35 protein-coding genes are annotated in these 26,096 nt (G+C 59.0%); 25 read left to right on the plus strand and 10 right to left on the minus strand.

The annotated features are described in order from the left end of the window. Positions 1-532: 532 nt before the first annotated feature. Positions 533-1,345 (minus strand): BRO-N domain-containing protein, encoded by an 813-nt coding sequence (locus V8Z78_RS16585; protein ID WP_349731738.1) that lies wholly within the window; start codon positions 1,343-1,345, stop codon positions 533-535. Between the two features lie 87 nt (positions 1,346-1,432). After that, a complete protein-coding gene (locus V8Z78_RS16590) occupies positions 1,433-1,621 on the minus strand; it encodes a hypothetical protein (RefSeq protein WP_182312497.1) in 189 nt (62 codons plus the stop codon). 73 nt (positions 1,622-1,694) lie between these two features. Between V8Z78_RS16590 and V8Z78_RS16595 the strand changes: the two genes are divergently transcribed. Further along, on the plus strand, positions 1,695-2,189 hold the full coding sequence (locus V8Z78_RS16595; RefSeq protein WP_349731739.1) for an Arc family DNA-binding protein: 495 nt from the start codon (positions 1,695-1,697) through the stop codon (positions 2,187-2,189). Between the two features lie 23 nt (positions 2,190-2,212). Here V8Z78_RS16595 and V8Z78_RS16600 read toward each other — a convergent pair whose 3' ends face one another. The 7 genes from V8Z78_RS16600 to V8Z78_RS16625 form a co-directional block, all read right to left on the minus strand. Beyond that, the gene (locus V8Z78_RS16600; protein WP_349731740.1) at positions 2,213-2,974 is read right to left on the minus strand and encodes a hypothetical protein; all 762 of its coding nucleotides are present in this window, start codon (positions 2,972-2,974) and stop codon (positions 2,213-2,215) included. A 22-nt stretch (positions 2,975-2,996) separates the two neighbouring features. Beyond that, complete coding sequence (locus V8Z78_RS16605) at positions 2,997-3,131, minus strand: hypothetical protein (RefSeq protein WP_349731741.1); 135 nt, start codon at positions 3,129-3,131, stop codon at positions 2,997-2,999. Continuing rightward, positions 3,128-3,466: a hypothetical protein gene (locus V8Z78_RS16610; protein WP_349731742.1), complete on the minus strand. Its 339-nt coding sequence runs from the start codon at positions 3,464-3,466 to the stop codon at positions 3,128-3,130. The genes V8Z78_RS16605 and V8Z78_RS16610 overlap by 4 nt, the downstream gene beginning before the upstream one ends. Further along, the gene (locus V8Z78_RS16615) at positions 3,463-3,918 is read right to left on the minus strand and encodes a hypothetical protein (RefSeq protein WP_349731743.1); all 456 of its coding nucleotides are present in this window, start codon (positions 3,916-3,918) and stop codon (positions 3,463-3,465) included. Before V8Z78_RS16615 ends, V8Z78_RS16610 begins: the two co-directional genes overlap by 4 nt. Before the next feature lie 514 nt (positions 3,919-4,432). After that, the gene (locus V8Z78_RS27155; RefSeq protein WP_502878853.1) at positions 4,433-4,780 is read right to left on the minus strand and encodes an STAS-like domain-containing protein; all 348 of its coding nucleotides are present in this window, start codon (positions 4,778-4,780) and stop codon (positions 4,433-4,435) included. 10 nt (positions 4,781-4,790) lie between these two features. Continuing rightward, complete coding sequence (locus V8Z78_RS16620) at positions 4,791-5,552, minus strand: ATP-binding protein (RefSeq protein WP_349731744.1); 762 nt, start codon at positions 5,550-5,552, stop codon at positions 4,791-4,793. A gap of 293 nt (positions 5,553-5,845) precedes the next feature. Then, on the minus strand, positions 5,846-6,466 hold the full coding sequence (locus V8Z78_RS16625) for a S24 family peptidase (RefSeq protein WP_349731745.1): 621 nt from the start codon (positions 6,464-6,466) through the stop codon (positions 5,846-5,848). A 79-nt stretch (positions 6,467-6,545) separates the two neighbouring features. Between V8Z78_RS16625 and V8Z78_RS16630 the strand changes: the two genes are divergently transcribed. Next, a complete protein-coding gene (locus tag V8Z78_RS16630; RefSeq protein WP_349731746.1) occupies positions 6,546-6,782 on the plus strand; it encodes a transcriptional regulator in 237 nt (78 codons plus the stop codon). A 14-nt stretch (positions 6,783-6,796) separates the two neighbouring features. Here V8Z78_RS16630 and V8Z78_RS16635 read toward each other — a convergent pair whose 3' ends face one another. Beyond that, complete coding sequence (locus V8Z78_RS16635) at positions 6,797-7,024, minus strand: hypothetical protein (protein WP_349731747.1); 228 nt, start codon at positions 7,022-7,024, stop codon at positions 6,797-6,799. 90 nt (positions 7,025-7,114) lie between these two features. Here V8Z78_RS16635 and V8Z78_RS16640 point away from each other — a divergent pair, with 90 nt between their 5' ends. From V8Z78_RS16640 to V8Z78_RS16745, 23 genes are all read left to right on the plus strand, one after another. Then, positions 7,115-7,594, plus strand: a complete 480-nt coding sequence (locus tag V8Z78_RS16640) for a phage regulatory CII family protein (RefSeq protein ID WP_349731748.1) — start codon at positions 7,115-7,117, stop codon at positions 7,592-7,594. Positions 7,595-7,759: 165 nt separating this feature from the next. Further along, on the plus strand, positions 7,760-8,845 hold the full coding sequence (locus V8Z78_RS16645) for a DUF1376 domain-containing protein (protein ID WP_349731749.1): 1,086 nt from the start codon (positions 7,760-7,762) through the stop codon (positions 8,843-8,845). Further along, positions 8,838-9,605, plus strand: coding sequence for an ATP-binding protein (locus tag V8Z78_RS16650; protein WP_349731750.1), 768 nt, complete (start codon positions 8,838-8,840; stop codon positions 9,603-9,605). The genes V8Z78_RS16645 and V8Z78_RS16650 overlap by 8 nt, the downstream gene beginning before the upstream one ends. Further along, positions 9,575-10,993, plus strand: a complete 1,419-nt coding sequence (locus tag V8Z78_RS16655; protein ID WP_349731751.1) for a replicative DNA helicase — start codon at positions 9,575-9,577, stop codon at positions 10,991-10,993. The genes V8Z78_RS16650 and V8Z78_RS16655 overlap by 31 nt, the downstream gene beginning before the upstream one ends. Continuing rightward, entirely contained in the window at positions 10,983-11,228 is a 246-nt protein-coding gene (locus V8Z78_RS16660) for a hypothetical protein (RefSeq protein WP_349731752.1), read from the plus strand. Before V8Z78_RS16655 ends, V8Z78_RS16660 begins: the two co-directional genes overlap by 11 nt. After that, a complete protein-coding gene (locus V8Z78_RS16665) occupies positions 11,225-11,920 on the plus strand; it encodes a hypothetical protein (protein ID WP_349731753.1) in 696 nt (231 codons plus the stop codon). The genes V8Z78_RS16660 and V8Z78_RS16665 overlap by 4 nt, the downstream gene beginning before the upstream one ends. Positions 11,921-12,266: 346 nt before the next feature. Continuing rightward, a complete protein-coding gene (locus V8Z78_RS27160) occupies positions 12,267-12,563 on the plus strand; it encodes an HNH endonuclease (protein ID WP_502878856.1) in 297 nt (98 codons plus the stop codon). 16 nt (positions 12,564-12,579) lie between these two features. After that, positions 12,580-13,023 (plus strand): hypothetical protein, encoded by a 444-nt coding sequence (locus V8Z78_RS16670; protein WP_349731754.1) that lies wholly within the window; start codon positions 12,580-12,582, stop codon positions 13,021-13,023. Between the two features lie 491 nt (positions 13,024-13,514). Next, a complete protein-coding gene (locus V8Z78_RS16675) occupies positions 13,515-13,736 on the plus strand; it encodes a hypothetical protein (RefSeq protein WP_280030807.1) in 222 nt (73 codons plus the stop codon). Between the two features lie 94 nt (positions 13,737-13,830). Then, positions 13,831-15,447, plus strand: coding sequence for a terminase large subunit (locus V8Z78_RS16680; RefSeq protein WP_349731755.1), 1,617 nt, complete (start codon positions 13,831-13,833; stop codon positions 15,445-15,447). Further along, positions 15,444-16,736, plus strand: coding sequence for a phage portal protein (locus V8Z78_RS16685; RefSeq protein WP_349731756.1), 1,293 nt, complete (start codon positions 15,444-15,446; stop codon positions 16,734-16,736). The genes V8Z78_RS16680 and V8Z78_RS16685 overlap by 4 nt, the downstream gene beginning before the upstream one ends. Beyond that, positions 16,733-17,524 (plus strand): head maturation protease, ClpP-related, encoded by a 792-nt coding sequence (locus tag V8Z78_RS16690; RefSeq protein WP_349731757.1) that lies wholly within the window; start codon positions 16,733-16,735, stop codon positions 17,522-17,524. The genes V8Z78_RS16685 and V8Z78_RS16690 overlap by 4 nt, the downstream gene beginning before the upstream one ends. A gap of 97 nt (positions 17,525-17,621) precedes the next feature. Continuing rightward, on the plus strand, positions 17,622-18,863 hold the full coding sequence (locus V8Z78_RS16695; RefSeq protein WP_087864007.1) for a phage major capsid protein: 1,242 nt from the start codon (positions 17,622-17,624) through the stop codon (positions 18,861-18,863). 48 nt (positions 18,864-18,911) lie between these two features. Then, on the plus strand, positions 18,912-19,451 hold the full coding sequence (locus V8Z78_RS16700) for a hypothetical protein (protein WP_349731758.1): 540 nt from the start codon (positions 18,912-18,914) through the stop codon (positions 19,449-19,451). A 4-nt stretch (positions 19,452-19,455) separates the two neighbouring features. After that, positions 19,456-19,785 (plus strand): head-tail connector protein, encoded by a 330-nt coding sequence (locus V8Z78_RS16705; protein ID WP_172415148.1) that lies wholly within the window; start codon positions 19,456-19,458, stop codon positions 19,783-19,785. After that, positions 19,785-20,105, plus strand: coding sequence for a phage head closure protein (locus V8Z78_RS16710; protein ID WP_349731759.1), 321 nt, complete (start codon positions 19,785-19,787; stop codon positions 20,103-20,105). Before V8Z78_RS16705 ends, V8Z78_RS16710 begins: the two co-directional genes overlap by 1 nt. Beyond that, on the plus strand, positions 20,098-20,646 hold the full coding sequence (locus V8Z78_RS16715) for an HK97 gp10 family phage protein (protein ID WP_349731760.1): 549 nt from the start codon (positions 20,098-20,100) through the stop codon (positions 20,644-20,646). Before V8Z78_RS16710 ends, V8Z78_RS16715 begins: the two co-directional genes overlap by 8 nt. Continuing rightward, entirely contained in the window at positions 20,646-20,987 is a 342-nt protein-coding gene (gp17, locus tag V8Z78_RS16720; protein ID WP_349731761.1) for a tail completion protein gp17, read from the plus strand. The genes V8Z78_RS16715 and gp17 overlap by 1 nt, the downstream gene beginning before the upstream one ends. A 133-nt stretch (positions 20,988-21,120) precedes the next feature. Continuing rightward, positions 21,121-21,735: a hypothetical protein gene (locus V8Z78_RS16725; protein ID WP_349731762.1), complete on the plus strand. Its 615-nt coding sequence runs from the start codon at positions 21,121-21,123 to the stop codon at positions 21,733-21,735. 91 nt (positions 21,736-21,826) lie between these two features. Continuing rightward, entirely contained in the window at positions 21,827-22,480 is a 654-nt protein-coding gene (locus V8Z78_RS16730; protein ID WP_349731763.1) for a phage tail tube protein, read from the plus strand. A 2-nt stretch (positions 22,481-22,482) separates the two neighbouring features. Continuing rightward, a complete protein-coding gene (locus tag V8Z78_RS16735) occupies positions 22,483-22,878 on the plus strand; it encodes a phage tail assembly chaperone (RefSeq protein ID WP_349731764.1) in 396 nt (131 codons plus the stop codon). Between the two features lie 23 nt (positions 22,879-22,901). Further along, entirely contained in the window at positions 22,902-23,198 is a 297-nt protein-coding gene (locus V8Z78_RS16740) for a DUF1799 domain-containing protein (protein WP_003063452.1), read from the plus strand. Then, positions 23,195-26,029 carry a phage tail tape measure protein gene (locus V8Z78_RS16745; RefSeq protein WP_349731765.1) on the plus strand — a complete coding sequence of 945 codons (2,835 nt, stop codon included), beginning with the start codon at positions 23,195-23,197 and terminating at the stop codon, positions 26,027-26,029. The genes V8Z78_RS16740 and V8Z78_RS16745 overlap by 4 nt, the downstream gene beginning before the upstream one ends. Positions 26,030-26,096 lie beyond the last annotated feature (67 nt).

Raw genomic sequence — 26,096 nt, forward strand, 5'->3', positions numbered from 1 at the left:
AGAAGCCCTTGAGCGCTCTGACCTGCTCATGGACTTCGGGGAAGGGGCTAGTAGCTTTTGCTGCTGGCCTTTTTCTTTGCTGGGGGTGCTGCGGCTTGGTTCATTGCATTGATCCTAGGCTGTCTGGTTCGGTTTTAGGGCCGTTAAATATGTCGAATTCGACGTATTTAAACGTTGGTCTTTTTGTTCGCCTTTTCAGGTTCTCACAAATCGCGATTGACGCAAGTTTTGTCGCCTCGATGCATGTTTGACGACAAAACTTGCGTCAAACGGGATTGCTGGTATATGGCGGCGGCTGTATTTCTCATGTGCTCAGTTCTTTCCATTCAGGCTCTCACAGTTCTGAAAAATGCAAGTGCTGGCGCTGGGGAACGATAGGGGTTGCATTTCCTGGACATGTGGTAGACGACAGATGGAGCGCTTATTGGAGTGCCGAAATCAGCGTTTTCCGAGCGTGTTGCAAACTTAAAACGCGTTGTATTTCGGCCGGCCATCCGGAATTTCTCGGTTTTCGATGTACGCGTTTGCAAGCTCATGCCGGCTCGAACTCTTGATTCGTATGCGCTTTGAGAGGCTTCGGCTTCTTGCCATCACGCAACAGCTGGAACATGCGGCCGATGTGGCGGTGTGAAGCGCGCATTGCCGTCTCCTGCACACACTCGTCCACGAACTGGGCAAACACACGCGTGATGTCGGCCACAGCGTAGACTGCATACTGGGACCCGTTGGCCTCTTCGCGATGGTTGCGGACCATGCCGTGCGGCTTGGGGCTGAGCGGCAGTTTCCACACCACTGTGTCCACCACCCAATCGGGCAGGCCGTAACGCTCGTTCATGCGGATGCGGATTTTTGTGATGGGCTCACAGTTCTGGGGGCATTGATCCCAGACACGGGACTCGGCTAAGTCTTCGACCTGGGTTTCCAGGCGCTGCATGTCTGCGGCGATCTTGGCTTGGGCCTGCTCCAGCTGGTAGAAGGCTTGCGCCTGAAGCATCAGGATCTCGCCTGGCGAACGCGGCGCCATGCTGTAGCTGCCGGTCTTGCGGATGCTGGGCAGCACCTCGCTGCGGACCCACTTCTGGAACGGCTTGGCTTGGGGCTTTGTGCTTCCGAGGATAGCGCCGTACAAACCGGACTCGCTGATGATGGTGACGCCGCGATTTCCAAAACCTACGATCTGTCGGTTTTGCTTTTCGTCGTCGTCCAAGCGCCGCGTGAGAGCTTCGGTATCCGAATAGTCGAGAACCTCAGCGATCTCCATCGCGATGAAGCTCAGGCTGCCGTCATCGTCGGAGATGACGGTGACGCTGTGGCCTTCGAAAACAAACGGCGTGATGTTGCTCATTGCTGGGTTCCTTTCCATGCGTTGACTATCCATAAGAGTGCGAAAACTTGCGAGACACACATTCGGTACTTTTGAGTAACTGAAAAGTCAGTTCGCTGACTTTTGGGTGCTGAGCTGTGTTGAGTCACCTTGACGGCTTGCTTCGAGCCGGAGCACCACTTCTGCGGTGAGGCTTCGGCGCGCGGCTTTGCTCTTTTCTTGCAGCCATCTCTTGAGTTCAACAGGGAGCCGGATGTTGGTTTGCTCTTCGCTCTGTGCCATGTAAATTCCTTTCATGTAGCACTTTGCTTGGTTTGAATGTAGCACTCTGCTTGGTTGCAAGCAAGCACTTTGCTTGGATAATGGGTGGATGGCTTCTGAAGACGTACAAACCAACCTCCGCTTGCCAGCCGATCTGAAAGATCGGTTGGTGGCTTCTGCTGCTGAAAACAACCGTTCACTGAGTGCGGAGGTTGCATCCAGACTTGCTTCTACATATGAGGGCGGTCAGCGCATGGTTTCGGAAGAAGTGCTTAAGAGCGTTTTTGCCGAGCTTGGAGAAAGCCAGAGAGCAATGCGTATTGCCCAGGTTTCAATGAGAGATTTGTTGGCGTCATATGTGCGATTGATGTATGCGCGTCTTCCTAAAAATGACCAAGAAGAGGTCACCTTCAAACTTGCATATGAACTTGCTTCCGATCTGAAGGAAGATGGAAATCCAAAGATTGAGAGCATCCTTGGCCGGCTAATTGGCGCGCAGCACGAAGCACTTCTTAAGACTGCTGCTTCGGTCATTCGGGGGGACTCTGATCTCAGGAAGTCAATCCCTGGTAGCGACTTAGATGAGGACATGAAACCTTCCTAGTTCCGATGAATTTCGTCGTTACCTCATTGCAGCGGGAACACAGGTCCGCTGTACAGATCATCGGTATCAATGTCAGCTTGGGCAATGAATCGCTCGACCTCCTCCACGCTGATGCCGTGCTTGTCTGCGATCTGCTGTGACGTGTAGACCAATTGACCATCAGCGCCGACATGGGTTGCTTTGGGCATCAGGTCCATCTCTCTGGCCATTGCGTCCATTTCCTTCTTGAACGACTCTGGTGCAAACCTGTACATCTGCGCATACAGGTGGGCATGCTCAGGCTTGTGTATGGCGGCATCGCCTTCGCGCTTCCTGATTTCGTTCAATGCGTGACCAGCCTCCCAGAAGCGTGGGTCCACACCATCCGGACCTGGGCGAGTGAAACGAGGGTTGGATTCGGGCTCGTGCTGGCCCGGGTGTTTGGTGGCAGTGACAAGTTGGCTGATCGACGAGGCAGCATTGGCCATGCCCACAACCTCCTGAATGATCTGCGCCTGCATCACGTTCGGGATCAGGTTCATCGCATCCTGAACCAGGTTGGCTAGCCGTGGGTTGCAGTCGTTGCGGCGCATCAGAGCCCAGACGGTGCTGGTGTGTTTGAAACCGCGCTGCTCGGCCTCCTGCAGGAAGCGATCGACTAGGCGCATAGCATTGGTGCGTCCCTGGGGCGTAGTCTCTGCAGGGTCACCGAAGATGGTATTTCCAGCGAGTACAACGCAGCCGGCGAGGTTGACGAGGAACTGCTCCCCATCGGGGTGCGGCTTAAACATGGGGTTCTTTGACATAGTGGACTCTGGAGAAGTTGGGTTAAAGACGCTGGCGCTGGGATGCGCGATGGTTGCGCCAGAGCAGGCCTGCGGCCCAGGCGGCAGACTGTCGGACGCCGGCGCCAGCAGTGCGGCGCATTGCGTACAGGCGCAGGAAGGGGCGGACTTGGCTCATGACTCTCTCCATTCCCGCCATTCGCGGGTGTGTGCTTCTTCTTCGGCGCAGGCAATGGCACCGTACTCGGGGCAGTCGGCAAGCAGCCGATTGCGGGCAAAGGTTCCCAGTAGCGAGCGACAGATCTGCGCGCTGCGGCGGTGGGCCCGGGCCTGGATGGTCTCGGCACCGGTGTGGGGGTCAAGGTAGAGGACCTCGGCAGCCTGGTCGTATAAGTTGGCGGCAAGGCCCCACTGCATAGCGAGCTGGGCGCGCTGCCCGGCCTGGGCAAGCATGGCGCTGTCCGAGCTGGCGGCTTTGGCCTGGCTGGCGCTGATGTGCTCCTCAATGCTCATGCTGCTGCCTTGACCTTGGCGAGTGCGCTTTGCAGGCGGAGCTTGAGGGCAGGAGCCACAAGAAAATCCACCCGGACAGGATTTGCATAGGTCACGCCATCAGGCCCGCCCCATCCGGTCTCGAACAGGCGCGCGTCACTATCCTGGCTCACGCCATCCCAAGTGAGAGCGCTTTCTGAGGTGATGTTGTAGATGTGGCCGTCATCGCACCAGCCACAGGCTTCGATGTTCCACACATGGCTCAGCAGGTTTTCAAGGTATTGGCCAGAGCTGGCGCAGCCTGCAGGCGCTGAGAAAAACACAATGCGCTCATGCATCGTTTCGTCAGCCGGGCACATGACCTCGGGCAAGCTGACGATGGCGCGGAACAAGCGACCGCGGCGAACGGTTGGCGCAGCGGACGGCTGGCGCGGCGTTGGAAGGGCGCCCGGGTGGGCGGGTGTGTTCGACATTCATCACTCCATTACTTGAGCTGCGAGGAGAGCTGGAACATCCAGATCACTTGCCGAACCGTCATTGCCTTGACTTCGCTCCAGCTTCCACATCCGTCTGCTGGGGTTCGTTGCTTGCTGCGATGAAGTATAGAAAAACTAGCCAATAAAAGTCAAGTAAAACTAGCTTATAGATTTGTTTTTCTAGCCTTGAGGATTCTTGGTGCAAAAAAGCCCGCCACTGCGGGCCGGTGCTGAAGTTGAGGAGGGCTACTCTTGGCCCAGCTCGGCCAAAGTGTCTTGCAGAGACTTGATAAGGCGCTTGACGTCTTCGGGTGGCATCTCGATCCAGGACGTGGATACAGGCAAGCCTGATGCCGTCTTCGCTGTGTGCTTCAGGCTGATCAACGGCTTTCCGTCCTCGACACGGGTGCGAATGCTAGTGAACTGAAGGCGAGGGGTGGGAGCTGTCATGGCTGGGGTGGTGCAATGAAAAAGCCCGCATGGGGCGGGCTTTTGACGTCCTAGAAGCGCTTTAGGCTGGATGTAGGTCTGCGTATGTCTGTCGTGTTGACCTAGGCAAGTCAACACGAGTGGATAGCCGATGCGTAACAACGAAGTTCAAAATCTTCTTGTGTTCCGCAGTGCAACCTTTGAAGGTGATCCGCTGTAGAACAGCTCCGCCATACCTGTATGCCAAGACGCCAATCAATTCATCCGTGAACGATTGAGTGACGCCTACGTTAGAGAAGTCGATCTCTACTGAGTCGTGATCGAGAAGCAATTGCTCAATCTGCTGCCTCATTTGGGCAGCTGTTGAGCGCGATGCCAAAAACGCGTGGTGAGCATGCTCCCGTAACACGTAGCTGCAAAGTACATTCATGCTAGGTGCCTTAAGAAAAATTTAGTGCGATCCCACTTTGAGGCGGGTTCTGGATCTTGTCAAGGCTTGTTGACGGCTTGAGGCCATAGATTTTTCCGAACGGAATTGTCAGAGAAATTGCTACACCGCTCCAGTTGCTAGGTAGGTTTTTGTACGCTGATCTGCGGTGCCTTACAGAGCTGTCGTACAGGCAGTTGTTGGAGATTATTTGCAGTCGACCGCCAGCCTCAAGAATCATGTCTTTGGCAACATAGAGGCCAACACCTTGGTTTGAGGTCTCTTGACCAGCAAAGTCCACCCCGAAGTTGCAACTTACCAGGGGTCTCATCGCCATTTCAATTGCTTCCGCATTGCTAGTGTTGTCTTCAAGCTGGTCGGCCAGAGTGCGCAACATTCCACATCCATCGTCAACAATTGCAATCTCTATCTGCGCGGCCCTTTGAGGGGTGGCGTCTAACACTTGAGCAGATATCCAAGCTTTTGACGTTACCTTCCCATGACGCTTTGCATGTGTCGTTGCATTGAGCAGCAATTCGGCAACTAAGTAGCTGATGGGATCACAAATGGCATTCTTATCAAAATTTTCCACATTATTTGCCCTGGCTTCACGAATGAAGCTTTGAGTCAATGCAGTTGATATTTGAGTAGCAACCCCCTCAACCTCGCCTTCATCAAGAAGTCGAGTTAGTTCGACTAAACGATCCGCTCTGTCGCGTCGGTTCTGTTCCGGAATTTCTGTAGACGGCGCTGAAACATTAGTGAAGAAGTCCATCCTCGTTAGATAGGATGCTCTTCGTCTGTCCATCCACTGCACGTCGCAAACACGGCATGGGTGGTGGCTATGGATGGCAGCCTTTAGCATTGTCATGCCTATTGGGGATGCATACTCGTATTGAGATGCATCAAGAATTATGTTGTCGGAAGCGCGAATTGATTCGCACAAACCAAGAAGCTGGGAGATATTGTTTGCATTCAATATCCTTGGGAGAGTAATCGACTCCGACATAAATGAATAAATTGGTGATTTATTTTTTCCTGACGTCAGGCGAGGATATGTTTATATATCTAAAACACCATCGAATCTGACCCTACGGATCCTGCCACGCGACAGATGCACTCGATCTCTTCCAGTGGAACTGTCATTGGTTCGTAGCCATTGTTGATGCTGCGCAGTTGCACTTCGTCATTGCGCTTCCAACCCAACTCTTTGAGCAAGCACTTGCCGTTGTGTAGCCTCACGACCACGTCGCGACCTGGCTGGGCTTCGATGCTGGGGGTGACAACCACGAATTCCCCAGCCCTGTAGCGTGGATGCATAGAGTCGCCCTTGATGCGTAGGGCGTAGGCCCGTGGGTCGCCTGTCCAGTATTCGACCCACCCATCTGGCGTGTTGTCTTGCACCAGATAGCCATCATCTCCACCGCGCACGCTTCCTGTAATTGGCACTCTTCTTGACTTCTTTAGTTCTAGCGCTGGCTCAACGTTGGATTGAACCAAGGTCCCCCACAGAGGAGGAGCGTATCCGGTGGCCTTGGCAATCGCTTCGATTTGTTCAAGTTTGGGCTCGTGCTTGCCAGTTTCCCAATGCCCGACATTGGCCTTGGTGCGACCAACAGCTTCGCCAAGCTTTTCCTGAGTCCAGCCCGCATGCTGTCGTGCAGCTTTGATCCAGTCTTTGATATCCATAGCTTGATGGTAAAGATTTCCTAGTCATCGTGGGCTAGTAATACTTGCCTTTGATGGCTAGCAATGCTAGTCTTGAGGTATGAAACATCCCATTGAGAAGGCGGCTGAAATCGCCGGTTCGGAAAAAGCCCTTGCTGATTGGATTGGCGTCACCAAGGCAGCAGTCTGGCAATGGAAGCAGGAAGGGCGTCAGACGCCAATTAAGCACTGCCCAGAAATCGAACGCCGAACGGATGGCGCTGTTACTCGTCGAGAGCTCCGCCCTAACGATTGGCATCTGATCTGGCCCGAATTGGTCAAGGCAGTGGAGGCCTGATCCATGGCTTCGCCTCATGCCCGCTTCGGGTTGCGCGGGATTTTTTCCGCGCGCTTGCCGTCCAGTTCCACGCGACTGCATTCGCAACTCACTCGCAGCTCTCCATGCAACCAGTCCAGTCGCAAACGGCTGGTCGTGAGCACCTGTGTTTGCGCTCCTGTTTCTGGGTCGCAGTTCTTGGAAATGCTGGTCCTGGTGGATTCATGCAACGGGGCTGCGGTGATGCGATGTGCGGTGTTCATGACTGATCTCCCTCTGGTGTTTGTTTGCATGGCTGCAATGGTCGGCTCTCCCATCTTTCCCGTCCACGTCCATTTTTCGGAGAACCGGATATGAGCGCTCTTGATGCACTGCGTCGCGGCACAGACAACTATCCCGGCGGCCGCGCCTCTCTGGCCCCACGCATTGGGAAGACCGATGAAGTGGCGCGCAAAGAACTGTCCGGCGCAGCCTCTCACAAGCTGGGCGCTGTCGATGCCTTGGCGATTGCTCGCATGTGCTGTGAGGCTGGCACGCCTCATTGCTATGACTACGCGGCCTATGTGGCTCAGGAGTGTGGCGGGCGCTTTGAAGTCGTGACAGTTGCTGGCGCTGAAGTCTCCAGCCCGGTTGCCAAGGTCTCGAAGCTGGTGGTTGAAACCTCCCATGTCACCAGTGCCGTGATTGAGGCCATGCAGGACGGCGTGATCTCGGATAACGAGCTGGCGCAGATCGAGCGCGAGATCGCAGAAGCCGAGGAGGTACTGCGCAAGCTGCGCCAGGCCGCCCGGGCTGTCAATGAGGCCGGCAAACCGCAGGCCGCTATGGCCTAACCCTTTTCGCCAGCGGCCAGGGTAGCTCCCTCAAAGCAGATCCACCACCTGCCGGCCGTTGGTTTTTTCTTCGTGGTGCCCCTTTATGTGGTGGACACATGCCAACAGTAAACCAACAACAAGACAGCGTGACAAAGCGTGATGCCAGCGAGAAAGGGCAATTGCATGAGTGATGTGCCCGAACCAATGACGCCATTGGAATGCAACCTCCAAGATTTTCCATTCATGCCGCTGGACGTTGGACGCCTGCGTGATTCGGACCTTGCGGCGAACGAGACGCCTGAGGCCTGCTGGGCTGCGGTGCTGATCTGGGCGGCATCCTGGCATCAAGTGCCAGCGGCCTCGATCCCGGATGACGATATGTGGATCGCCAAGGTCGCAGGGTATCAACTGCGCGGAAAGATCGACAAGGCATGGAAGAGCGTGCGAGGTGGCGCTCTGCGTGGCTGGATCAAGTGCAGCGACGGTCGCCTTTATCACCCCGTGGTCGCTGAGAAGGCTCTAGAGAGCTGGAAGTCAAAGAAGGAGCGCAAGGCAAAGGCAGAGCACGAGAACGACCGCAAGCGCCGTGAGCGCGAGGAGCGAGAAAAGATGTTTGCGCTCCTGCGAGCAGCAGGCCATACAGCAGCATGGAACATCCCCACTACAGAACTGCGCCGCCTCGTTTCAGACCTTCCACCCACTAGTCACGGCTTTGATGATGAACCCATGTGTGACCTGTCACGCGGACAGGTCATGGAAAACGGCGTGACAGATTCGGACGAGTCACGGCTAAGACAGGGACAGGGACAGGGACAGGGACAGGGACAGGGACAGGGACAGGGACAGGGAGACTCTATTAATTCCGTAGCTAACGCTACGGACGGCGGCGAAACGCCACCGCCTCCTCCTTTGTCTCCGTCTCAACCCGATCCTGCCAAGCCACCGAAGGTGAAAACCCCGGAGGACATGGCCAAGGCCGAGCTATGGCGAGCGGCGGTCTCTGTGCTGGAGCAGGGCGGTTGCCCGGAATCACAAGCCCGCACGTTCATGGGCAAGCTGGTCAAGGACTACGGGCAGGACGTTGTGCGCGATGCTGTCACTGCTGCCGTGACAGCACAGCCGGCGGATGCACGGGAGTACCTGAAAGCCACCTGCCAGCACGCTGCTGGCCAGCGCCAGCACAGCCGCGTAGGCACTCCGCCGAAGGGGAAGCACACAGGCTTTACCTCGGATTACTACGCCAACGCGGAAGGGTTCGGGGATGAGTGACGCTGACGAAATTCGGATGGTGGCCTGCGAAACCCATGGCGAGTACCGATCCAGGCTTGATGCCAAGTCCGGGCGCTGGTCGCGCTGCTGGGGCTGTGTTGAGGCGGAATTGCTGGCGCTGGACTCTCTGGCCCGGGCAAAGGAGGCCGCTGAGCAGCGAGCGCTTGAGCTGGAGCACCACCTGGCTGAAAGCGGGTTGGAAGGGCGGCTATTGGCTGCGCGGTTCTCCAATTTCATTGCCCGCACACCTGCCCAGCAGAAGGTGCTTGATGCCTGCCAGTCCTTTGTTGAGCCCGTCGAGGCTGACGTTTGCCGCAATCTCTGGCTGGTGGGTGGTGTGGGTGTAGGAAAAACGCACCTTGGCGCGGCCATGGTGAGTCATTTCATTCGGGAGCGTGGCATGCCTGCAGCCCTCTTGAGCGCACGAGAGGTCATTCGCCAAATGCGTGCCAATTGGGGGCGCAGCAAGGATGCCCGCGCGCTTGGAGAGTCTGAGGAGGAGGTGGTCGAGCGCCTGGGCCGTGTTGGCCTGCTGGTGCTGGACGAAATCGGCGCTGGCTTTGATTCGGATGCTGACCGCGTGCAGCTGTTCGACGTGATCGACTTGCGGTACCGGCTGGGACTGCCGACAGTGGTGCTTTCCAACCTGGTGGCCAAGGACATGAAACCGATCCTGGGCGAGCGGACGTATGACCGACTGCGTGAAGGGGCCAGCTTGCTGACCTGCAATTGGAAAAGCAATCGGACGGGGGTGCAATGAACGCGCCAGATCCGTTTTTTGAGACAGATGAATCCGCAGGCGACGTGCCGAATGTGGTTCTGCAGGCCGAGCAAAGCGTGCTGGGCCTGTTGATCCGCGATGGTGCGCCAGCGTATGACATGGTTTCTGGTCTGCTGAGCGCGGACAGTTTCCAGAACGCATTGCACCAGGTGATCTGGTCAACCGTCGAGGGGCTGGTGCTCGCCGGCGAGGATGTTGACACCATCGTGGTGATGGAGAAGCTGGGGCGCGGCACAGATGTGCAGTATCTCCATGAGCTGGCGCAGGCCGCTGGCTCCATCCACGGCATCAAGCGCCATGCAAAGCTGATCGCAGACGGCGCGACTTTTCGCCGCCTGCAGATTGCTGCCCGCACAGCGCTGACCGATACAGAGGACTTTGAACTTTCCATAGAGCAGCGCTTGGCAAAGGCTGTGGGCCGATTCGAGGGGGTCATTGATGACCGGGCCAGCACCGATCCGCAGCCCATCGAATCCTTTGCCGCAGATTTCCTGCAGGAGCTTGATGACCTGGCAGACGGCAAGATCCAGCTGGGCCGGGAGACCGGGATTCCAGGCCTAGACGAGATTCTTGCCGGCGGCTGGTATGACGGCCAATTGGTGGTCATTGCTGCGCGGCCGTCAGTAGGTAAATCTTCATTTGCCCAGCAGATGGCGGAAAAACAAGCCCAGAAGGGTTGGGCTTCCGCGTTCATCGGCCTGGAAATGCCCCAGAAGGAGCTTGTACGTCGCACCGTTGCCAACCTCGGCCGGGCTCCGTTGCGTGGGCTGAAGACCGGGAAGCTCAGTCATGAAGACTGGGATAGGGTCGCTGATGCCGTGGCGCATTTGCGGGATCTGCCTCTGTACCTGGACTTTTGTCCGGGCGCCACGCTGGTGGAGATAGTGACCAAGGCGCGAAAGCTGGTGCGAAGGCACGGCCTCAAATTCCTGGTGGTGGACTACCTGCAATTGATGCAGGGCACCAACGAACGCCAGGATCGGCGCGTGCAGTTGCAGGAGATCACCCGATCTCTAAAGCAGCTGGCTGGTCAACTCGGCATCACCGTGGTGCTGTTGTCCCAGCTTAACCGCGATGTGGAGAAGCGCTCCAACCCGCGTCCAACGCTGGCTGATCTGAAAGAGTGCGGAGCCATCGAGGAAGACGCGGACGTGGTGCTGGCGCTGTGGGATCACCGCAAGGGCGGCATCGATGAGCCATCCATCAAGGGCCTGGCAGCCATCAAGGGCCGCGATACGGGCCAGAGCGGCATGGCTTTGCATTTCGATGGCATGTACCAGCGCTGGTCTGAATCCACTGAATCACTTTCCACGCCACAAGGCGATTCCACCCGTAAAGGTCATAAGAGGTACCCAGATGACTACTGAACAAGTCCCCGTCAAGGCCGCCGTCTGGGTGCTCCTATGGAGCAAGAGCCAGTGCGCCACCCATGTCGAGCCTCTCAAAGACATGCTGGACAACAACTTGCGGGCCTACCAGTGCGACCGCCGCATGGATTTTGTGCCATTGGCCATTGGCTCTGAGGCCGATGTGCGCCATGCGGCTGCAGAGATCCGCCCCACGATGCGTGACCGCCAAAAACAGCGACAAGGAGCCCTATGAATAAAGATCCATCAAAGCCCAATCTGATCGAACGTATGACCAGCGCCAGCAACAGCTCCGACCTTTCCGTAAGCCTTGATTTTCGAGGTGATGCCGATTTCCTGATCGCCTCCGGCATGCAGCCCGCCAAGCTGGGGCGGCTGGTGTACCAGCTCATGGCCGAGTGGGACTCTCGCCTAAAGCCGCGCATGCTGACAGCGGCCGACATTGAGCGCGTAGCCGAAGCCATGCCCAGGCTGGCCAAGAAGACCAAGGACAGGCGGGGTGTACGGGTGACGGAGGTGCTGGACATTGCGGGTGCCCAGGCGGCAGCGGCCCAATGGCAGGCGCAGACACGGCGCGAGATCCTGGCGAAGCTGCCCAGTTTCATCAAGCTGACAGACCAGCATGCTGGCTTCACTCCATGGGTTCTTGCGCAGGGCATAGAGGAAGGGCTGGCCAAGCTGTCGGATGTGCTGCTCTGGTGGTGCGATCGCCGTTGCCATGAGTGCGGCGGCACAAACCTTGCCAGGGGCAAGACCTGCAAGGTGTGCCACGGTTTCGGAACCCGGGAAGTGCCGCATGGCGTGGAAGGACTGAAGATCTCGGAACACATCGCGCACCATGTGGATCGATCCCGCCAGCTCACGAAAAGCAACCTCAAGAGCATGCAGAAGATGAAGGAGTTTGCGGCGGGCAAAAAGGTGGTCTAGAATGCGTCCGAATAGCGCAGGCGCAATCAAACCGCCTTGCCATCATCGCTAAACGGTCTTTAGGCGTGGAGCCTTATGACTTCAGGTAATTGATGGAAAGCCGCGCTCAAATTTCTCAAAGCCCTGATCGGAAACGGTCGGGGCTTTTTTGTTTTCCCTGAGCCAGCCAGGGTGCGCGCCTGCTCAAGCGCGCGGGGTTTGGTACCGCAAGCTGTGGCGCTGGACAGCGAACGGCATTCACCCGGCGCCAGAAGGCGTAAGTCCGAATGGGTGGAACTATTCATTTTCAGGAGTGGCCATGAGCCGATACAAGCCTCGGATTGCCGCCGCGCCTGTCCGTGTGCAGATGGTCAAGGCTGGCCAGATCCACCAGGCCCAGCGCATTGGAGCCACTGCCCGCGCAAGAGGGCGCGCACGCCAAGAGGCAAGGCTGCGCATCTGGCTGCGTGATGGCCCCCACTGCGCTGCATGTGGCGAGCTGGTTGACATCACGCCCGGCACACATCGGCCCTTTGAGCTGGACCACATAGTCCCACTGTGGAAGGGTGGCCAAGACAACGATGGCAATAGGCAGTGCCTGTGCCCTGGTTGCCATAAAGACAAGACGACTGCTGAAGCAGCGGAGCGAGCTAGTGCAAGATAGCGGCATGGAGGCTGCGATGAGTGCGAACGAGATATGGCAAGAAGTGCAATGCGCACAGGGCGACCACGATAGATTCGGAGACGATCTGCTGGTGCTTGGACAGCGCTTTCATTGCCATATGTGTGGCGGCGAGCATGTGGCCAACCCCGGCACGGTCGAGACGCTGATTGAAATTGATGGCGTGATTGACTATCCAGAACTACCAGAGACGGCGGAGCAACTGGCAGCACTCAGGGCCATGGCTGGGCAAGCGCTCACAGTGGGCGTCTACGTTACGAGGGATGGCTCTGATGTCCATCGACTCGTGAAGATTGATCCTTGCTTCACAGATTCTGGAGACTTCGAGTGTGTGCATCCCTCTGATGAAGGCTGGTGCATTGTTGGTGAAGTCGAAAGCAATCTGCTGGAGCGCTATAGAGCTGTTGACCTGGAGCGCCTGCGAGCGCTGGGCCTTGCCTGATCGTCTGTCCTGAGCCCTCCTGACGCGGCCTGATGGCATCGGAAGGGGAGGGGGTGGTCAAAAGGTCGGAGCCCTCCGGACCGGATACCGCCCTGTTCCGCACGCGCACAAAAAAGCCCCCTGTTTGATTGTTTTTCGGCAGTCTGGCGCTTCAAGAGTCGCGTGTAAGTTGTTGTCGTTAATGAGAATTAATGGCCTTTGAATTTCGGATATACCGATATTCAAAGAAGTAGGTATTCAAAGAATCAAAGAGGTGAGCCATGCCACGAGGGGGCTCTCGGCCCGGTGCTGGCCGCCCAAAAAAGACCGCACCCACAACGCCTGCCGTTGAGGCGCCTCCAGCGACTGGCGGCAAGTACAAGAGGCGGGCACCGCCTGCCGTGGATTCCGAGGGCTTCAAGACAGAGGATGCGCCGCAGAGCTGGCCGTTCGGCAAAGATCGGCCTCCCCCGCCACCCGCTCCGGCACCTGCGCCCGATGTGTCTGGCCTCATGCCGCTGGATTACCTGTTGTCGGTGATGCGTGATGAGGAGCTTCCACAACCCATACGCATGCAGGCCGCGACGCTGGCCGCGCAGTACTGCCATGCCAAGCCTGCACCTAAAACCGCGAAGCAGGAGGCCGAGGCCAAGCGCAAGGAAGGTTTGCAATCCGGCCGCTTCGGCCGCCGTCAGCCGCCCACGCTAACAGCGGTCCAGGGCGGAAAGTCATAGCCAGTTTCTGGCGTCATCGCCGGAGACTGATATGGAATGGACGACCTCATGCCTTGACTGGGAGCGGCGAATAGTCGCAGGCGAAAGCCTGATCGTGTCGCCCCCTCTTTTTCCCGATGTGGCGGACGAGGCCTGGGACATCTGCAGCAGCTTTGTGCTGACGGATGTGGCCGGGCACCCCACCATTGGTCAGGTGGCTCGGCCCTGGTTGCGCGATTGGGTGCGCACCATCTTCGGCGCAGAGAGCCCAGAGGGGCGCCGGCTCATCAACGAGTATTTCCTCATGGTGAGCAAGAAGAACGCCAAGAGCACGATTGCTGCGGCGGTGATGCTGACCGCGCTCTTGATGAACTGGCGCGACGGGGCCGAGCTGCTGATCCTGAGTCCGACCATCGAGGTCGCCAACAACAGCTACAAGCCCATCAGCGCCTTCATCAAGGCCGATGAGGAGCTGCAGGACATGCTTATGGTCCAGGACTACCACCGCCTGGTCACGCACAAGGACTCCGGCGCATTCCTCAAGGTGGTGGCCGCCGATGAGGCGACCGTAACCGGCAAGAAGGCCAGCTTTGTTTTTGTGGACGAGCTGCACGAGTTCGGCAAGAAGGGCCGAGCATCCAACATGCTGCTTGAGGCCACTGGCGGGCTGGCATCGCGCCCCGAGGGCTTTGTGATTTACGCCTCCACGCAATCGGAGGAGCCCCCCGCCGGCGTGTTTAAAACCAAGCTGGAATATGCGCGCAAGGTGCGGGATGGTGAAAGGGAAGATAGGAAGTTCCTGCCGCTGGTTTACGAGTTCCCCCGCGAGATGCTCGAAGCCGAGGCGCACAAGGACCTGAATAACGCCTATGTGACCAATCCGAATTGGGGCGCTTCGGTGGATAAGGAGCGCATCGAGCAACTGCACAACCAGGCGCAAGAGGGCGGTGAAAAGGAGCTCAAAGAGTTCTTTGCCAAGCACTTGAACGTCGAAGTGGGCATGAACCTGCGCAACGACCGCTGGGCGGGCGCTGACTTCTGGCTAGCTGCTGCTATCCCGGTTTTCTCGCTCGAGGAACTGCTGGAGCGCTCCGAGGTCGTGACGGTCGGCATTGACGGCGGCGGCCTGGATGACTTGCTGGGCCTGGCCGTCATTGGCCGGGAGATCGATACAGGGCGCTGGCTGGTCTGGGGACGCGGATGGATCCACAAGATTGCCATGGAGCGGCGCAAGTCCGAGGCGTCCAAGTATCAGGACTTCATCAAGGCAGGAGATCTGGTGCTGGTCGAAGAAGTTGGACAGGACGTGGACGAGGTGGTCGCCATCGTGGGCCAGATCGAGGAGTCCGGTCTGTTGGACAAGGTGGGCGTTGACCGCTTGGGTCTTGGCGCCATCTATGACGCCCTGGTGGGCACCGACGAGGAGCCTGGGCCGATCCAGGCGGAGCAGGTGGTAGGCATCCCACAGGGTTATCAGCTCAACGGAGCGATCAAGACCGCCGAGCGGCATGTGGCCGCCAAAAAGATGGTGCACGGCGGCAGCGCCCTGTTGGCCTGGTGCGTCGGCAACGCCAAGACCGTGCTGCAGGGCAACGCAGTCACGATCACGAAACAGGCCAGCGGCACGGGAAAGATTGACCCGCTGATGGCCATTTTTGATGCCGTGTACCTCATGGCTCTCAATCCGGAGGCGAAGGCCGGCCCGGCCATCTACTCCATGGAGCTGGGATGACACACACTTTCAATATGACGGCTGCCAACCACGGCAGCCGAGTCCTGGGCGACTGGATTGCGGGCCGCGAAGGCGCAGCAGAACGGGCCGGCCTGCTGGCGCTGAGCGAGAACGAGGTAACCAGCAGCGGCACATCCATGCAGGAGCTGGCCAACCTGCTCGGCGCTTCCAGCCGATCCGCCGCCGGCGTGCGCGTGACCCGCGAGGCTGCCATGCGCGTTTCAGTGGTTTATGCGGCCGTGGCGCTGGTGTCCGGCGCCATCGCTTCGCTGCCGATCTCGATCTACGACCGCGCAAGCCGCGAAAAGATTGACCATGATTACTGGTGGCTGCTGAATGAGCGCGCCGGCGAGCAATGGTCTGCCTTCACGTTCTGGGAGTACATCTCCAGCTCCAAGCTGTTCGAGGGGGATGGATTCGCAGAGCTGGTGCGTTCGAGCGTGCGGAGCTCCAAGGTCATCGCTTTGAAGCCTCACCACCCGCTGAGCGTGGAGCCATTCAAGAAGGGCGACCGGGTGCTCTACCGGGTCAATCCGACTGATGGAGGCCCGGCCTACACGCTGGACAGTGCAGACATGCTGCACTTTCCCAGCCTGGGGTTTGACGGTCTGCGCAGCCCGAGTCCGATCACGTTTGCGGGCCGGGAGGCCATCGGTGCGGCCATCGCCGCCCAGGACCACAGCAGCCGGTTCTTTGCATCGGGCGCCAACTTTGACTATGCGCTCAAGACCTCGGGCCGCCTGAACGACAAGCAGCTCAAGGAGCTCAAGGCTTCGCTGCTGGCCAGAATCCAGAACGGCGGGCGGGGCCCGCTGATCTTGTCCGGAGGTCTGGAGCCCGCGCAGCTGTCCATCAATAGCAAGGATGCGGAGATCCTAGCCACGCGGCTTTTCAACGTGGAGGAGATCTCGCGCATCCTGGGCGTGCCCCCTCACATGATCGGACACACTGACAAGCAGACCAGCTTCGGTACCGGCATCGAGCAGCAGGGCATCGGCTTCGTGCGCTACACGCTGGAGCGCCATCTGTCACCCATCAGTCAGGAGCTGAATTACAAGCTCTGGCCGATTCGCTCTCAGGTGTTCCTCGAGCACTTGCGTGAAGCCCTGGAGCGCGCGGATCTGAAAAGCCGCTACGAGGCCTACCGCATCGCCATGGGCCGCGCCGGCGAAATGCCGTTTATGGATGCCACTGAGGTGCGGCGCAAGGAAAACATGCCGCGCAACGACAGCCTGGCACGCAACCCGGGCGGCAGCCCAAGCAAAGACAACGGGAATGAAAAACCATGAGCCAAAGACTTCTGCAGCTGCTGGCTGAAAACCGCCGCCCTTTTGAGCCCATCGAGAACAAGATCATCTCGGCAAACAGTGACGGCCAGGCAGCGATCTATCTGTATGACCCTATCGTGGGCGACCGCGCGACGGCTGAATGGTGGGGCTGCGTCTGCCCCCAGGACTTCGTGCCCGCGCTGCGCGCCCTCGATGCCGAGGAAATCACCCTCTACACGAACTGTCCGGGCGGTGATGTGTTTGCCGCCGAGGCCATGTGCCAGGCGCTGCGCGAGCACAAGGCCAAGATCACCATGCAGATCGAGGGCTACGCCGCCAGCGCGGCCACAGCCATCGCCTGCGCCTGTGATGAGGTCGTGGCCACGGCCGCCTCCAAGTACATGATTCACCAGACGTGGACCATCGCCATCGGCAATGCCGACGATATGGACCATGTGGCCGAGCTGCTGCGCAAGTGCGACGGCACCATGTACGACGCCTACGAGGCGCGCACCGGCCAGGCCCGTGACCAGATCGAAGCCTGGTGCAAGGCTGAAACCTGGTTCACTGCCGCCGAGGCCGTCGAGGCTCGCTTTGTCGATCGCGTGCTCGAGGCCAGCCCGAGCGCCCGCGCCACAGCCCGCCAGTGGAATTTCTCGGCCTACAGCAACGGTCCGCGCAGCGAAAGCCCGGCGCCCCCAGCCAAGGCGCCCCAGGAACCACCGGCGCCGACCATCGCCTACGCCACCCAAGACCACCGCGACCGCCAGCAGCAGCGCATGCGCATGCTGGCCCGTACCCGTCAGTAAAGCGCCTCGCGCAACTGAGACAGCCGCCCTTGAGGCGGTTTTTTTTACGTCCTCTACGACCTGCGCGAGCGGTCACAACTGAAATGAAAGGCTCACCATGAGCAAACTTGCACAACTGCGCGCCCAGCGCGACGCCAAGGCCAAGGCAGCCGCCGAGCTGAACGCCAAGACTCCCGCCGACCAGCGCATGCCGGCAGCCGACGCATCGGCACTGGACACGATCCTGAACGAGATCGAGGCCATCGATGACGAGATCGCCCGAGAAAACCGCCTGACCCAGGTGGCCGGCGATGAGCATGCCGAGCATGAGGCAGCGCTCAACGCGGCAACCAATGGCGGCAACAACTCCAACGAAGCCCAGGCGCTGCGCGCCATGCTGGTGGGCGGCCTGTCCAATCTGACGCAGGAGCAGCGCTCCTCCATGGCAGCCCGCCAGACCGGCGATATTCGCGGCGCGATGTCCACCACCGTGGGCACGGAGGGCGGTTACACCGTGGCCACTGAGTTCAGCCGCACGCTGATCGAGGCCATGAAGCAAATGGGCGGCATGCGTGCCGTTGCGACGGCCATTCAGACAGGCACCGGCGCTCAGATGCTGTTTCCGACTGCTGACTCCACTCAGGAGGAGGGCGAAATCGTTGGCCAGAATGGGCAAACCAGCAAGCAGGACACCACTTTCGGTCAAGCGGCTGTCGATGTCTATAAATACAGCTCCAAGAGCATCGGCGTGCCTTTCGAGCTGCTGCAGGACTCGTTTATCGACATCGAGGCCTATCTCAAGAATCTGCTGCGTCTGCGCTTGGGCCGCATCCAGAACCGTCATCAGACTGTCGGTACCGGTGTTGGTCAGCCATTTGGCGCCGTGACTCGCTCTACCGTGGGCAAGGTCGGCGCCACCGGTCAGACGGCTAGCGTCACCTATGACGATCTGGTGGATCTGGAGCATTCCGTGGACCCGGTCTATCGTGCGCTCTCCGGTTGGATGTTTCACGACGACACGCTCAAGGTCCTGCGCAAGATCAAGGACGCCCAGAACCGCCCCATCTTCGTGCCTGGCTACGAGCAGGGCAACCCTGGCGGCGCCCCTGACCGCCTGATGGGAAAGACCATCACCATCAATCAGCACATGGCGCCCATGGCCGCCAATGCGAAGTCCATCCTGTACGGCGACTTCAGCAAGTACCTGATCCGCGACGTGATGGATGTGACGCTGTTCCGCATGACCGACTCGAAGTACACCGAGGTTGGCCAAGTCGGTTTCCTGGCCTTCTGCCGCTCTGGCGGCAACCTGCTGGATGTGGGCGGCGCAGTCAAGCACTACGCCAACTCGGCTACCTGATGAACCCTGGCCCCGGCTTTTGCTGGGGCCGCACCTGAAGGAATCGACATGGCAAAGAATGACACCAAAAAGACCGCGGGCGCAGCGGCTCCTGATGCGAAGGACGCCCAGGCCGATAAGGTCGCCCAGGCTGAAGGCACAACCACAGGCGCGACAGGGACCGCTGCAGGCGCAGCGCCACCAGCCGCAGCGAATGAGCTGGCTGGCCAAGCCGCGAATACGGCCGAGCAGTCCCCGGCAGCGTCTGCCGCAGGCCCGGCAGATGTTGTGCAGCAAGTGGGAAGCGTGAGCGATACGCAGGTCGAGGAGCTCGCGGACGCGCTGCTGGCGCGCGCCCAGGATAGCGGCGCGCTTGCCCCGTCTGCATGGCCGCCTCAGCTCTTCGATGTCCGCGTTCTTGCTCCCGTCACCATCGGCGGCGTGCGCTATCAGCCCAACACTGTGCTCGAAGGCCTGCCGCTGGCGCTGGTCGAGGCTCATATGGGCAGCGTAGACCCTCATCCAGAGGCTGTGGACTATGCCCGCGCCAATGATGGGGAAGTGGTTCAGTACCAGGGACCGGACCAAGAAGACGAAGGCCAGGACTAGACCCATGCAAAAGATGGACCTCGCCTACGCCAAGGGACATCTGCGCATCGACCCCGACGACACCGAGGAGGATGCGCTGATCTCGGGATGGATCCAGGCTGCATATCTGGCCATCGAGGGCAAGATATTCTGCAAGCTCTACGAGGACGAGGCAGACATCCCCGAGGGCTCAACCGGCATTGCCATCGATGAGGGTATCCAGACCATCGCCCAGTTCATCCTCGGACACTTCTATGCCAACCGGGACGCCGTGGCCCCCGGCCAGGCAGCGGAGGTCCCGATGGGCGTGGACTGGCTCCTCGATCCCTACATCAACACCGCAGGAGGATTCTGATGCTCAAGGCCGGAACCCTGCGAGACCGCATCCACATCCAGCGCCGTCTACCTGGTGGTGGGCTTGGGCAGCCTTCCAATAGCTGGGAGGCGGTGGCCAGCACCTGGGCGAACATTCGTTATGCATCCGGCAGCGAGGCCATCCGCTCCGGACAAATAGCGAGCAAGGCCCAGGTGAGCATTCGCATTCGTTGGCGTACTGGTATCACCGCCGAGATGCGCGTTCTGTCACGGGGCGTTGAGTACGCTATCAAGGCCGTGCTGCCAGATCATCAGCGCCGCGAGTATGTTGATCTGGTCTGTGAGGTGACCAATGGCTAGGGTGGCCAACTCCCTGATTGCCGCAGTCGATCTTTCGGGCCTCGAATCGCTCTTTGATGATCTGGGAGATGCTGCCGAAGAGGCGGCGCGGCCTGCGGCACAGGCCGCCGCCCAGGTGTTCTACGACACAGCCAAGATCAACGTCGCCAGAATCAAGAAGCTCTCGGGGAACCTGGACAAGGCTATCTATCAGGCCTTCTCACCTGAGAACAGCGGTCAGGGAATTGCCGAGTATCACATCAGCTGGAACGCAAAGACTGCGCCGCACGGCCATCTGCTGGAGAACGGCTTTTGGCAGCGTTACCAGGTGGTGATGACCCGAAAGGGCTGGGTGACACTGGCACGGCCGGAGAGCGCCGGCAAGAAGAAGCCGCGGCGCCGGGCCAGTCAGGCTGAGAAGGATGCCTATTACCTGCCCCGCCCTGGTGGGCCGGTCTACATTCCGGGCAAGGCTTTCATGCGCGGCGCGCTGCGCGCAGAGCCGGCTGCTGTGCTGGCCTCGGCTGATGTGCTTTGGCAAGCCATGGAAAGGGTGAAGTGATGGACGAAGCTCTACACGCAGCCATTGCGGCCATAATTCCGAACTGCCACGGCACTGTGGCCCCGGCCAACGCGCAAACGCCTTATGTGATCTGGCAGCGCTTTGGTGGCGATACCAGCGAATACCTGGACAACGAGGATTCTCAGGTGGACGCCGCCGATGTGCAGATCCGGATTTTCAGTCCGGATGTTCTCGAGCCGAAGAGGCTCATGCCGCAACTCGTGAGTGCGCTGCGACGGCACCCTGGCCTGACAATTCGCCCGGTCGGCAACTTCCGCGATGACTTCGACCACGACATGAATCTGTTTTCGGCGGATCAGGATTTTGAGATTACTTATTGAAAATAGCCTGCTAAGTGATTCGATTTTTTTGGCGACGCATGAATAATGCCCGCGCAAGAGAGTTTGCGGGTTGTAAATACCAGCAACTCGCTGTCAACCTACAATGGGCATACTGAATCTCTCCTGCTGAAAAATGAAATTTACTCATCTCGCTTTCATTCCTGTGTTGCTTGCATCTACATTGGCGAGCGCCCAAGGAACAGTCAATGTTGCAAGTTTTGCGAATAGTCTTGAGGAAATTCGAGGTGAGTGCTCGCAAATGGCATCGAAGCTGTCTGGTGAGTCCTCTACTGCTGAACTCAAGCAACGGCTGGATAGCGACCTTCGTCGAATGAAGAGTAGGGGAGATGTACAGGTGTACGCGGTGGGGCATGGGCGCCAGCAAACAATGAACTATCAGCTAGAGGTGATGACCGCGGATAGTGAGGCAGACGCCGCTGAGCGACAGCAAATTTCCAAACAGCGAGACGAGGGGGTATCTGTGGTTAATGCTTGCGTGGAAAAAGCGCTGGAGAAGGGTAAGGCCTTGTACTCTGGAGTCAAGCGCAACAAAAAAAATGCAGGAATCGGCGACACAGTTGATGACGGCTTGGCTTGTGAATACTCAATCCATTTCCTTTTATGCGCCGAGCGGCTCACAGGAGTCAAACAACGATTGGAAAAAGGCAAAAGCTGGCGCCGAGCTATCTGGCCTTTAAATTGCTCTTTTGGATTAAGCGCGAGTAGTCGCAATCTCGCATTCACCTAATAAACCACCCTCGGGTGGTTTTCTTTTGCCCAAATGGGCTTCTGGGACCCGCCATCGAGCGGGTTTTTCTTTGCCTGAAAGGGGCACAACCATGCGCAAAGTTCCTCTGCCCGATGGGGCAAAACTCTATCTGTACACAGCTGCTCTAACTGCCTTGGCAGCCGGCGCAATTTCCAATGCAGCAGAAGCTGTGGTCACGGTCGCCAATACGCTGGCGGTGAAGGATGTTGTCGTCATCGCCAGCGAAGACTACCCCGAGCTTGAGGGGCGTGTCGCGCGCATCAAGACCGCAGCTGCTGACAGCGTGACGCTGGAGGGCGTAGACACCAGCAACCTGGAAAAATTCACCCCTGGCGGCAAGGTATCGCTGATTCCGCTGGATGCGGACGAATGGCAGCGCCTGCCTTATGTGTCGACTTTTGGCTTGACTGGCGGCGACATCAAGACCGGCACCAGCTCTTACCTGGACGTGGATGACGACCAGGAATTCAGAGCGGGGCGGAATGCGCGCCGCCTGGAATACACCATCAGCTGGAAGCAGGATGGCGTAGCTCGTGCTGCGCTGCAGGCCTCCGATGGCTTGGAGTCGGTGCACCGCCTGCAGTTCAAGGACGGCTCTGTCAGCTACTACGTTGGTGAGCTGGCCTACGACGATGTGCCCAGCACCGAAAAGGGCAACGAGCAGACCACCAAGTCCACGGTGCTGCTGCGCGGTGCGCCCACCAACCTGGCCAAGGCATCCTGATCATGAGCGAGCAGATTGCACGCCAGATCGTGCTGGGCCAGCGGCCCAAGGGCATCGTCCATTCCCTCAAGGTCGCCATGCCGGATGGCACCGAGGGTCTGCTGCCCGTGACCTTCCGATACCGCGATCGCGTGGAGTTCGGTGCATTCCTCGACGGCATCTTTGCTGTAGAGCCTCCGGCGTTTGATACCGCTGCAGGTCAGCCCTCTACGCAGCAGCAGCGCGGCGTGGTGCAGATCAATGGACAGTATCTGCACAGCTGTTTGGAAGGCTGGGGACTGGATGCGCCGTTCACCCTGGACAACTGCATCCAGCTGGCAAGCGAACTGCCAGCAGCGACCCAGGCTGTGATGAACACCTACAAGCAGCTGTGCTTGGAGGGCCGCTTGGGAAACTGATTGCGGCAGCGCGTGCGCGATACATGCAGCTCCCGGATGCCCAGTACCTCAAGGAATGGGGGCTGCCGGTGAGCCAGTACGCGGACATGTTCAGTGTCCAGGTCTGGCCCGAGAACTGGACTGCCTGGTGCCTGTTCGATGCCCTGCAGACGCAGTGGCGCGTCGGCGCCGGCGGTGTGGTGGGGCTGGACTACGGCGTGCTGGCCGATGAACTTCGCGCCCGCGAAATCCCCCATGAAGACCACGATCGGCTGCGCGCCGAGGTGCGCGTCATGGAGGCTGCCGCACTTCAAGAAATCTATGCTGAGGCTGAAAAATGAGCGATACCGACCGCCGTAAAGTCCAGATTGAGGCCTCGATGGACGCCACTGGCGTGCGCGAAGGTGCTGTTGATGCCGTGGCTGCTGCCAAAGGTATGGCGGCAGGCGTGGAGGAGGCTGGACGCAAGGCTGCCCAGGGCCTCAAGCCTTTGGAAACCCAGTCTCAGCAGTCTGCTGCGGCCATGTCTCGCGCCGAGAAAAACATGGTCGGCAGCATTCAGCGCGCCACCGTGGCTCTACAGTCTGGTGGCAAGGCGGGAGCTGATTACTACGAGATATTGGCGAAGCAGCGCGGCATCTCCAGTGACGTGCTCAAGCCCTATATCGACCAATTGCGCCAGGCAGAGGCAGCGCAGAAACGACTGAGCCAGTCCGGTGACTACGTCATGAGCGACCGCGCCAAGGCTGCTGCTCTGCGTGGCGTGCCTGCGCAGTTTCAGGACATCATCGTGTCGCTGCAGGGCGGACAGAATGCAATGACTGTGGCCCTGCAGCAGGGCTCGCAGCTGATGACCATGCTGGGTGGGGCGGGGGAAGCTGCAAAAGCGCTGGGCGGTTATGTGCTGGGCCTGGTGAATCCGTTCACGCTTGCCGCCGTAGCAGCTGGCGTCTTCTCTTATGGTCTTTACTCAGGTGCCAAAGAGGCCCATGCATTCCTGGTCGTGCTGCAAAAGACTGGCAATCAGGCCGGCACCAGCGTCCAGCAACTGGTGGACATGTCCGCTGCCATGGATAACGTGGCAGGCATTACCCAGGCCAAGGCGGCCGAGGCATTGCTCACCTTTGCCGGGACAGCTGGTGTGGCGGCGGATCGTCTGCAGCGCTACACCACGACAGCGATTGAGTGGGAGCGTGCCACCGGGCAATCCGTGGAGGAGGTGGCCAAGGACTTTAAGAAGTTGGGCGAAGACCCCGTCAAGGCGGTGCTTGAGTTGAACAAGCAAATGGACTTCCTGACGTCGGCAACCTTTGAGCAGATCAAGTCGTTGCAGGAAGTGGGGCGTGAGACGGATGCAGCCCGCGTGGCCCAGGACGCCTACGATTCGGCCATTGCCGGCGCTACCAGCACGATCACCGCCAATTTGGGCCTGGTGGAGAAGGGCTGGATTGCCATTCGCAATGTGGGTGCCGAGGTGATCGACATGATCAAGTCTCTCGGCCGTCAGGAGGGCATGCATGCTGTGGTGGAGCGGCTGCAGAAGGAGGTCAATGACTACCAGGACCGTGGCCCAACCAACTCTGTAACCGAGAGCACAGGAAGCTATGCCAAGGGCCTCAAGACCCGTCAGAACAGGCTCGACAAGGCGCGCGAGATGTTGGGGCTCTCGGAGTCGGCCAACACTTATGTGCAAGGCTCTCGTGAGCGTGAGCGGGCACTTATCAATCTGAGCACAGAAGCCAGCAAGCACTATGACAAGCAGACGCAGAAGCGCTTAGAGCTGGCTGCTGCCGAGAAGAAATACGGAGAGGCAGCCAAGACCAGCGCAGAGGCTCAGAAGCAGTATGACTTGCTCTTTGCCGGCATCAATAAGAAGTACGAGGAGAAGGAGAAGAAGGGGGGTAACACAGCGCCGGCCTCCCGACGGCTTGACCTCTCCGAGATCCAGAATGCCGCCCGCGAGGAAGTCCGCATCATCGACGGCAAGCAGAAGGATCTTGACCGCCTGCGTCAGTCAGGCCTGGTTGATGACCAGGGCTACTACAGCCAGAAGCGCACCCTGATCGAGGAGTCCAGCAAGGCGGAGGAAACCGCACTGCAGGAGCAGATCACACGCCTCCAGCAAGAGAATGTCAAGGGCAGCGATGCCCTGGCCGTCAAGAAGCAGATTGCGGATACCGAGTCCAAACTGGTTGCCAAGCGGCTGGAGAATGAAGAAAAGCTCAAGGCCCTTTCCCATGAAGAGAAGCTGGCGCTGGATCGCCAACGCATGGCCGTGGAGGCCCTGGCCGAGTCGCACCAGCGAGCCATGGAGCAGATGCGGATTCAGCAGCAGCGCACTGTTGACTCGGCCTGGATGGGGAGCAAGGGCCGACAGCGGGCGGAAAGCCTGTGGGGGATCGAGGACAGCTACTTGGCCGAGGAGCGCAACCTGCGCGATCGGCGCATGTTCACCCCCAACCTCTCGAAAGAGCAGCAAGATCAGATTGATCAGCGCCTGGCTTATCTGGAGGTTGAGAAGAATGAGCGCATTCGCATTGCGAAGGCCACCTACACGGAGTTGGACGCGCTCCAGAGCCGATGGGAGTTGGGTGCGAGTTTTGCAATGCAGAACTATGCAGACCAGGCCAGCAATGTAGCGCAGCAGACAGCGGATGCTTTCACCAATGCCTTCAAGGGCATGGAGGATGCGCTGGTCAACTTTGTGATGAGCGGCAAGCTGGATTTCAAGTCCCTCGCCAACTCGATCATTGCTGACCTGGTGCGAATCCAGGCTCGCCAGGCTGTAGTGGGGCTGGCCACCGGAGTGCGCAGCTTGTTTGGCTTTGCCACCGGCGGCTACACCGGAGACGGCGGCAAGTATGAGCCTGCCGGCGTGGTGCACCGCGGTGAGTACGTCATCAACGCAGAGAGCACCAGGCGCATTGGCCTGGGCTTGCTCAATCGCATGAATGGCTATGCCGAGGGTGGACTGGTGGGCGGTGCGCCTGCGGCTGCGCTCAGCGGGCCTTCTGGCCTGGGTGGCGTTCAGATGATCCTGCAGCCCAGGATTCACATCGACAGCCGCACGGACAGAGCCGAGGTGGAGGCATTGGTGTTCAAGGGAATGAAGACGGCCAGCGATCAGGCGCAGCAGGAGCTGCTCTACAAAATGTCTCGGAACATGGTATGACCCAACGCATCATTGAATGGCCAAAGCAGCTGCGAATGCGGCCTAGCTCTCAGGAGTGGGAGCTTTT

The sequence above is a fragment of the Comamonas sp. wu1-DMT genome, from assembly GCF_040187805.1.
GTDB lineage: Bacteria > Pseudomonadota > Gammaproteobacteria > Burkholderiales > Burkholderiaceae_C > Comamonas > Comamonas thiooxydans.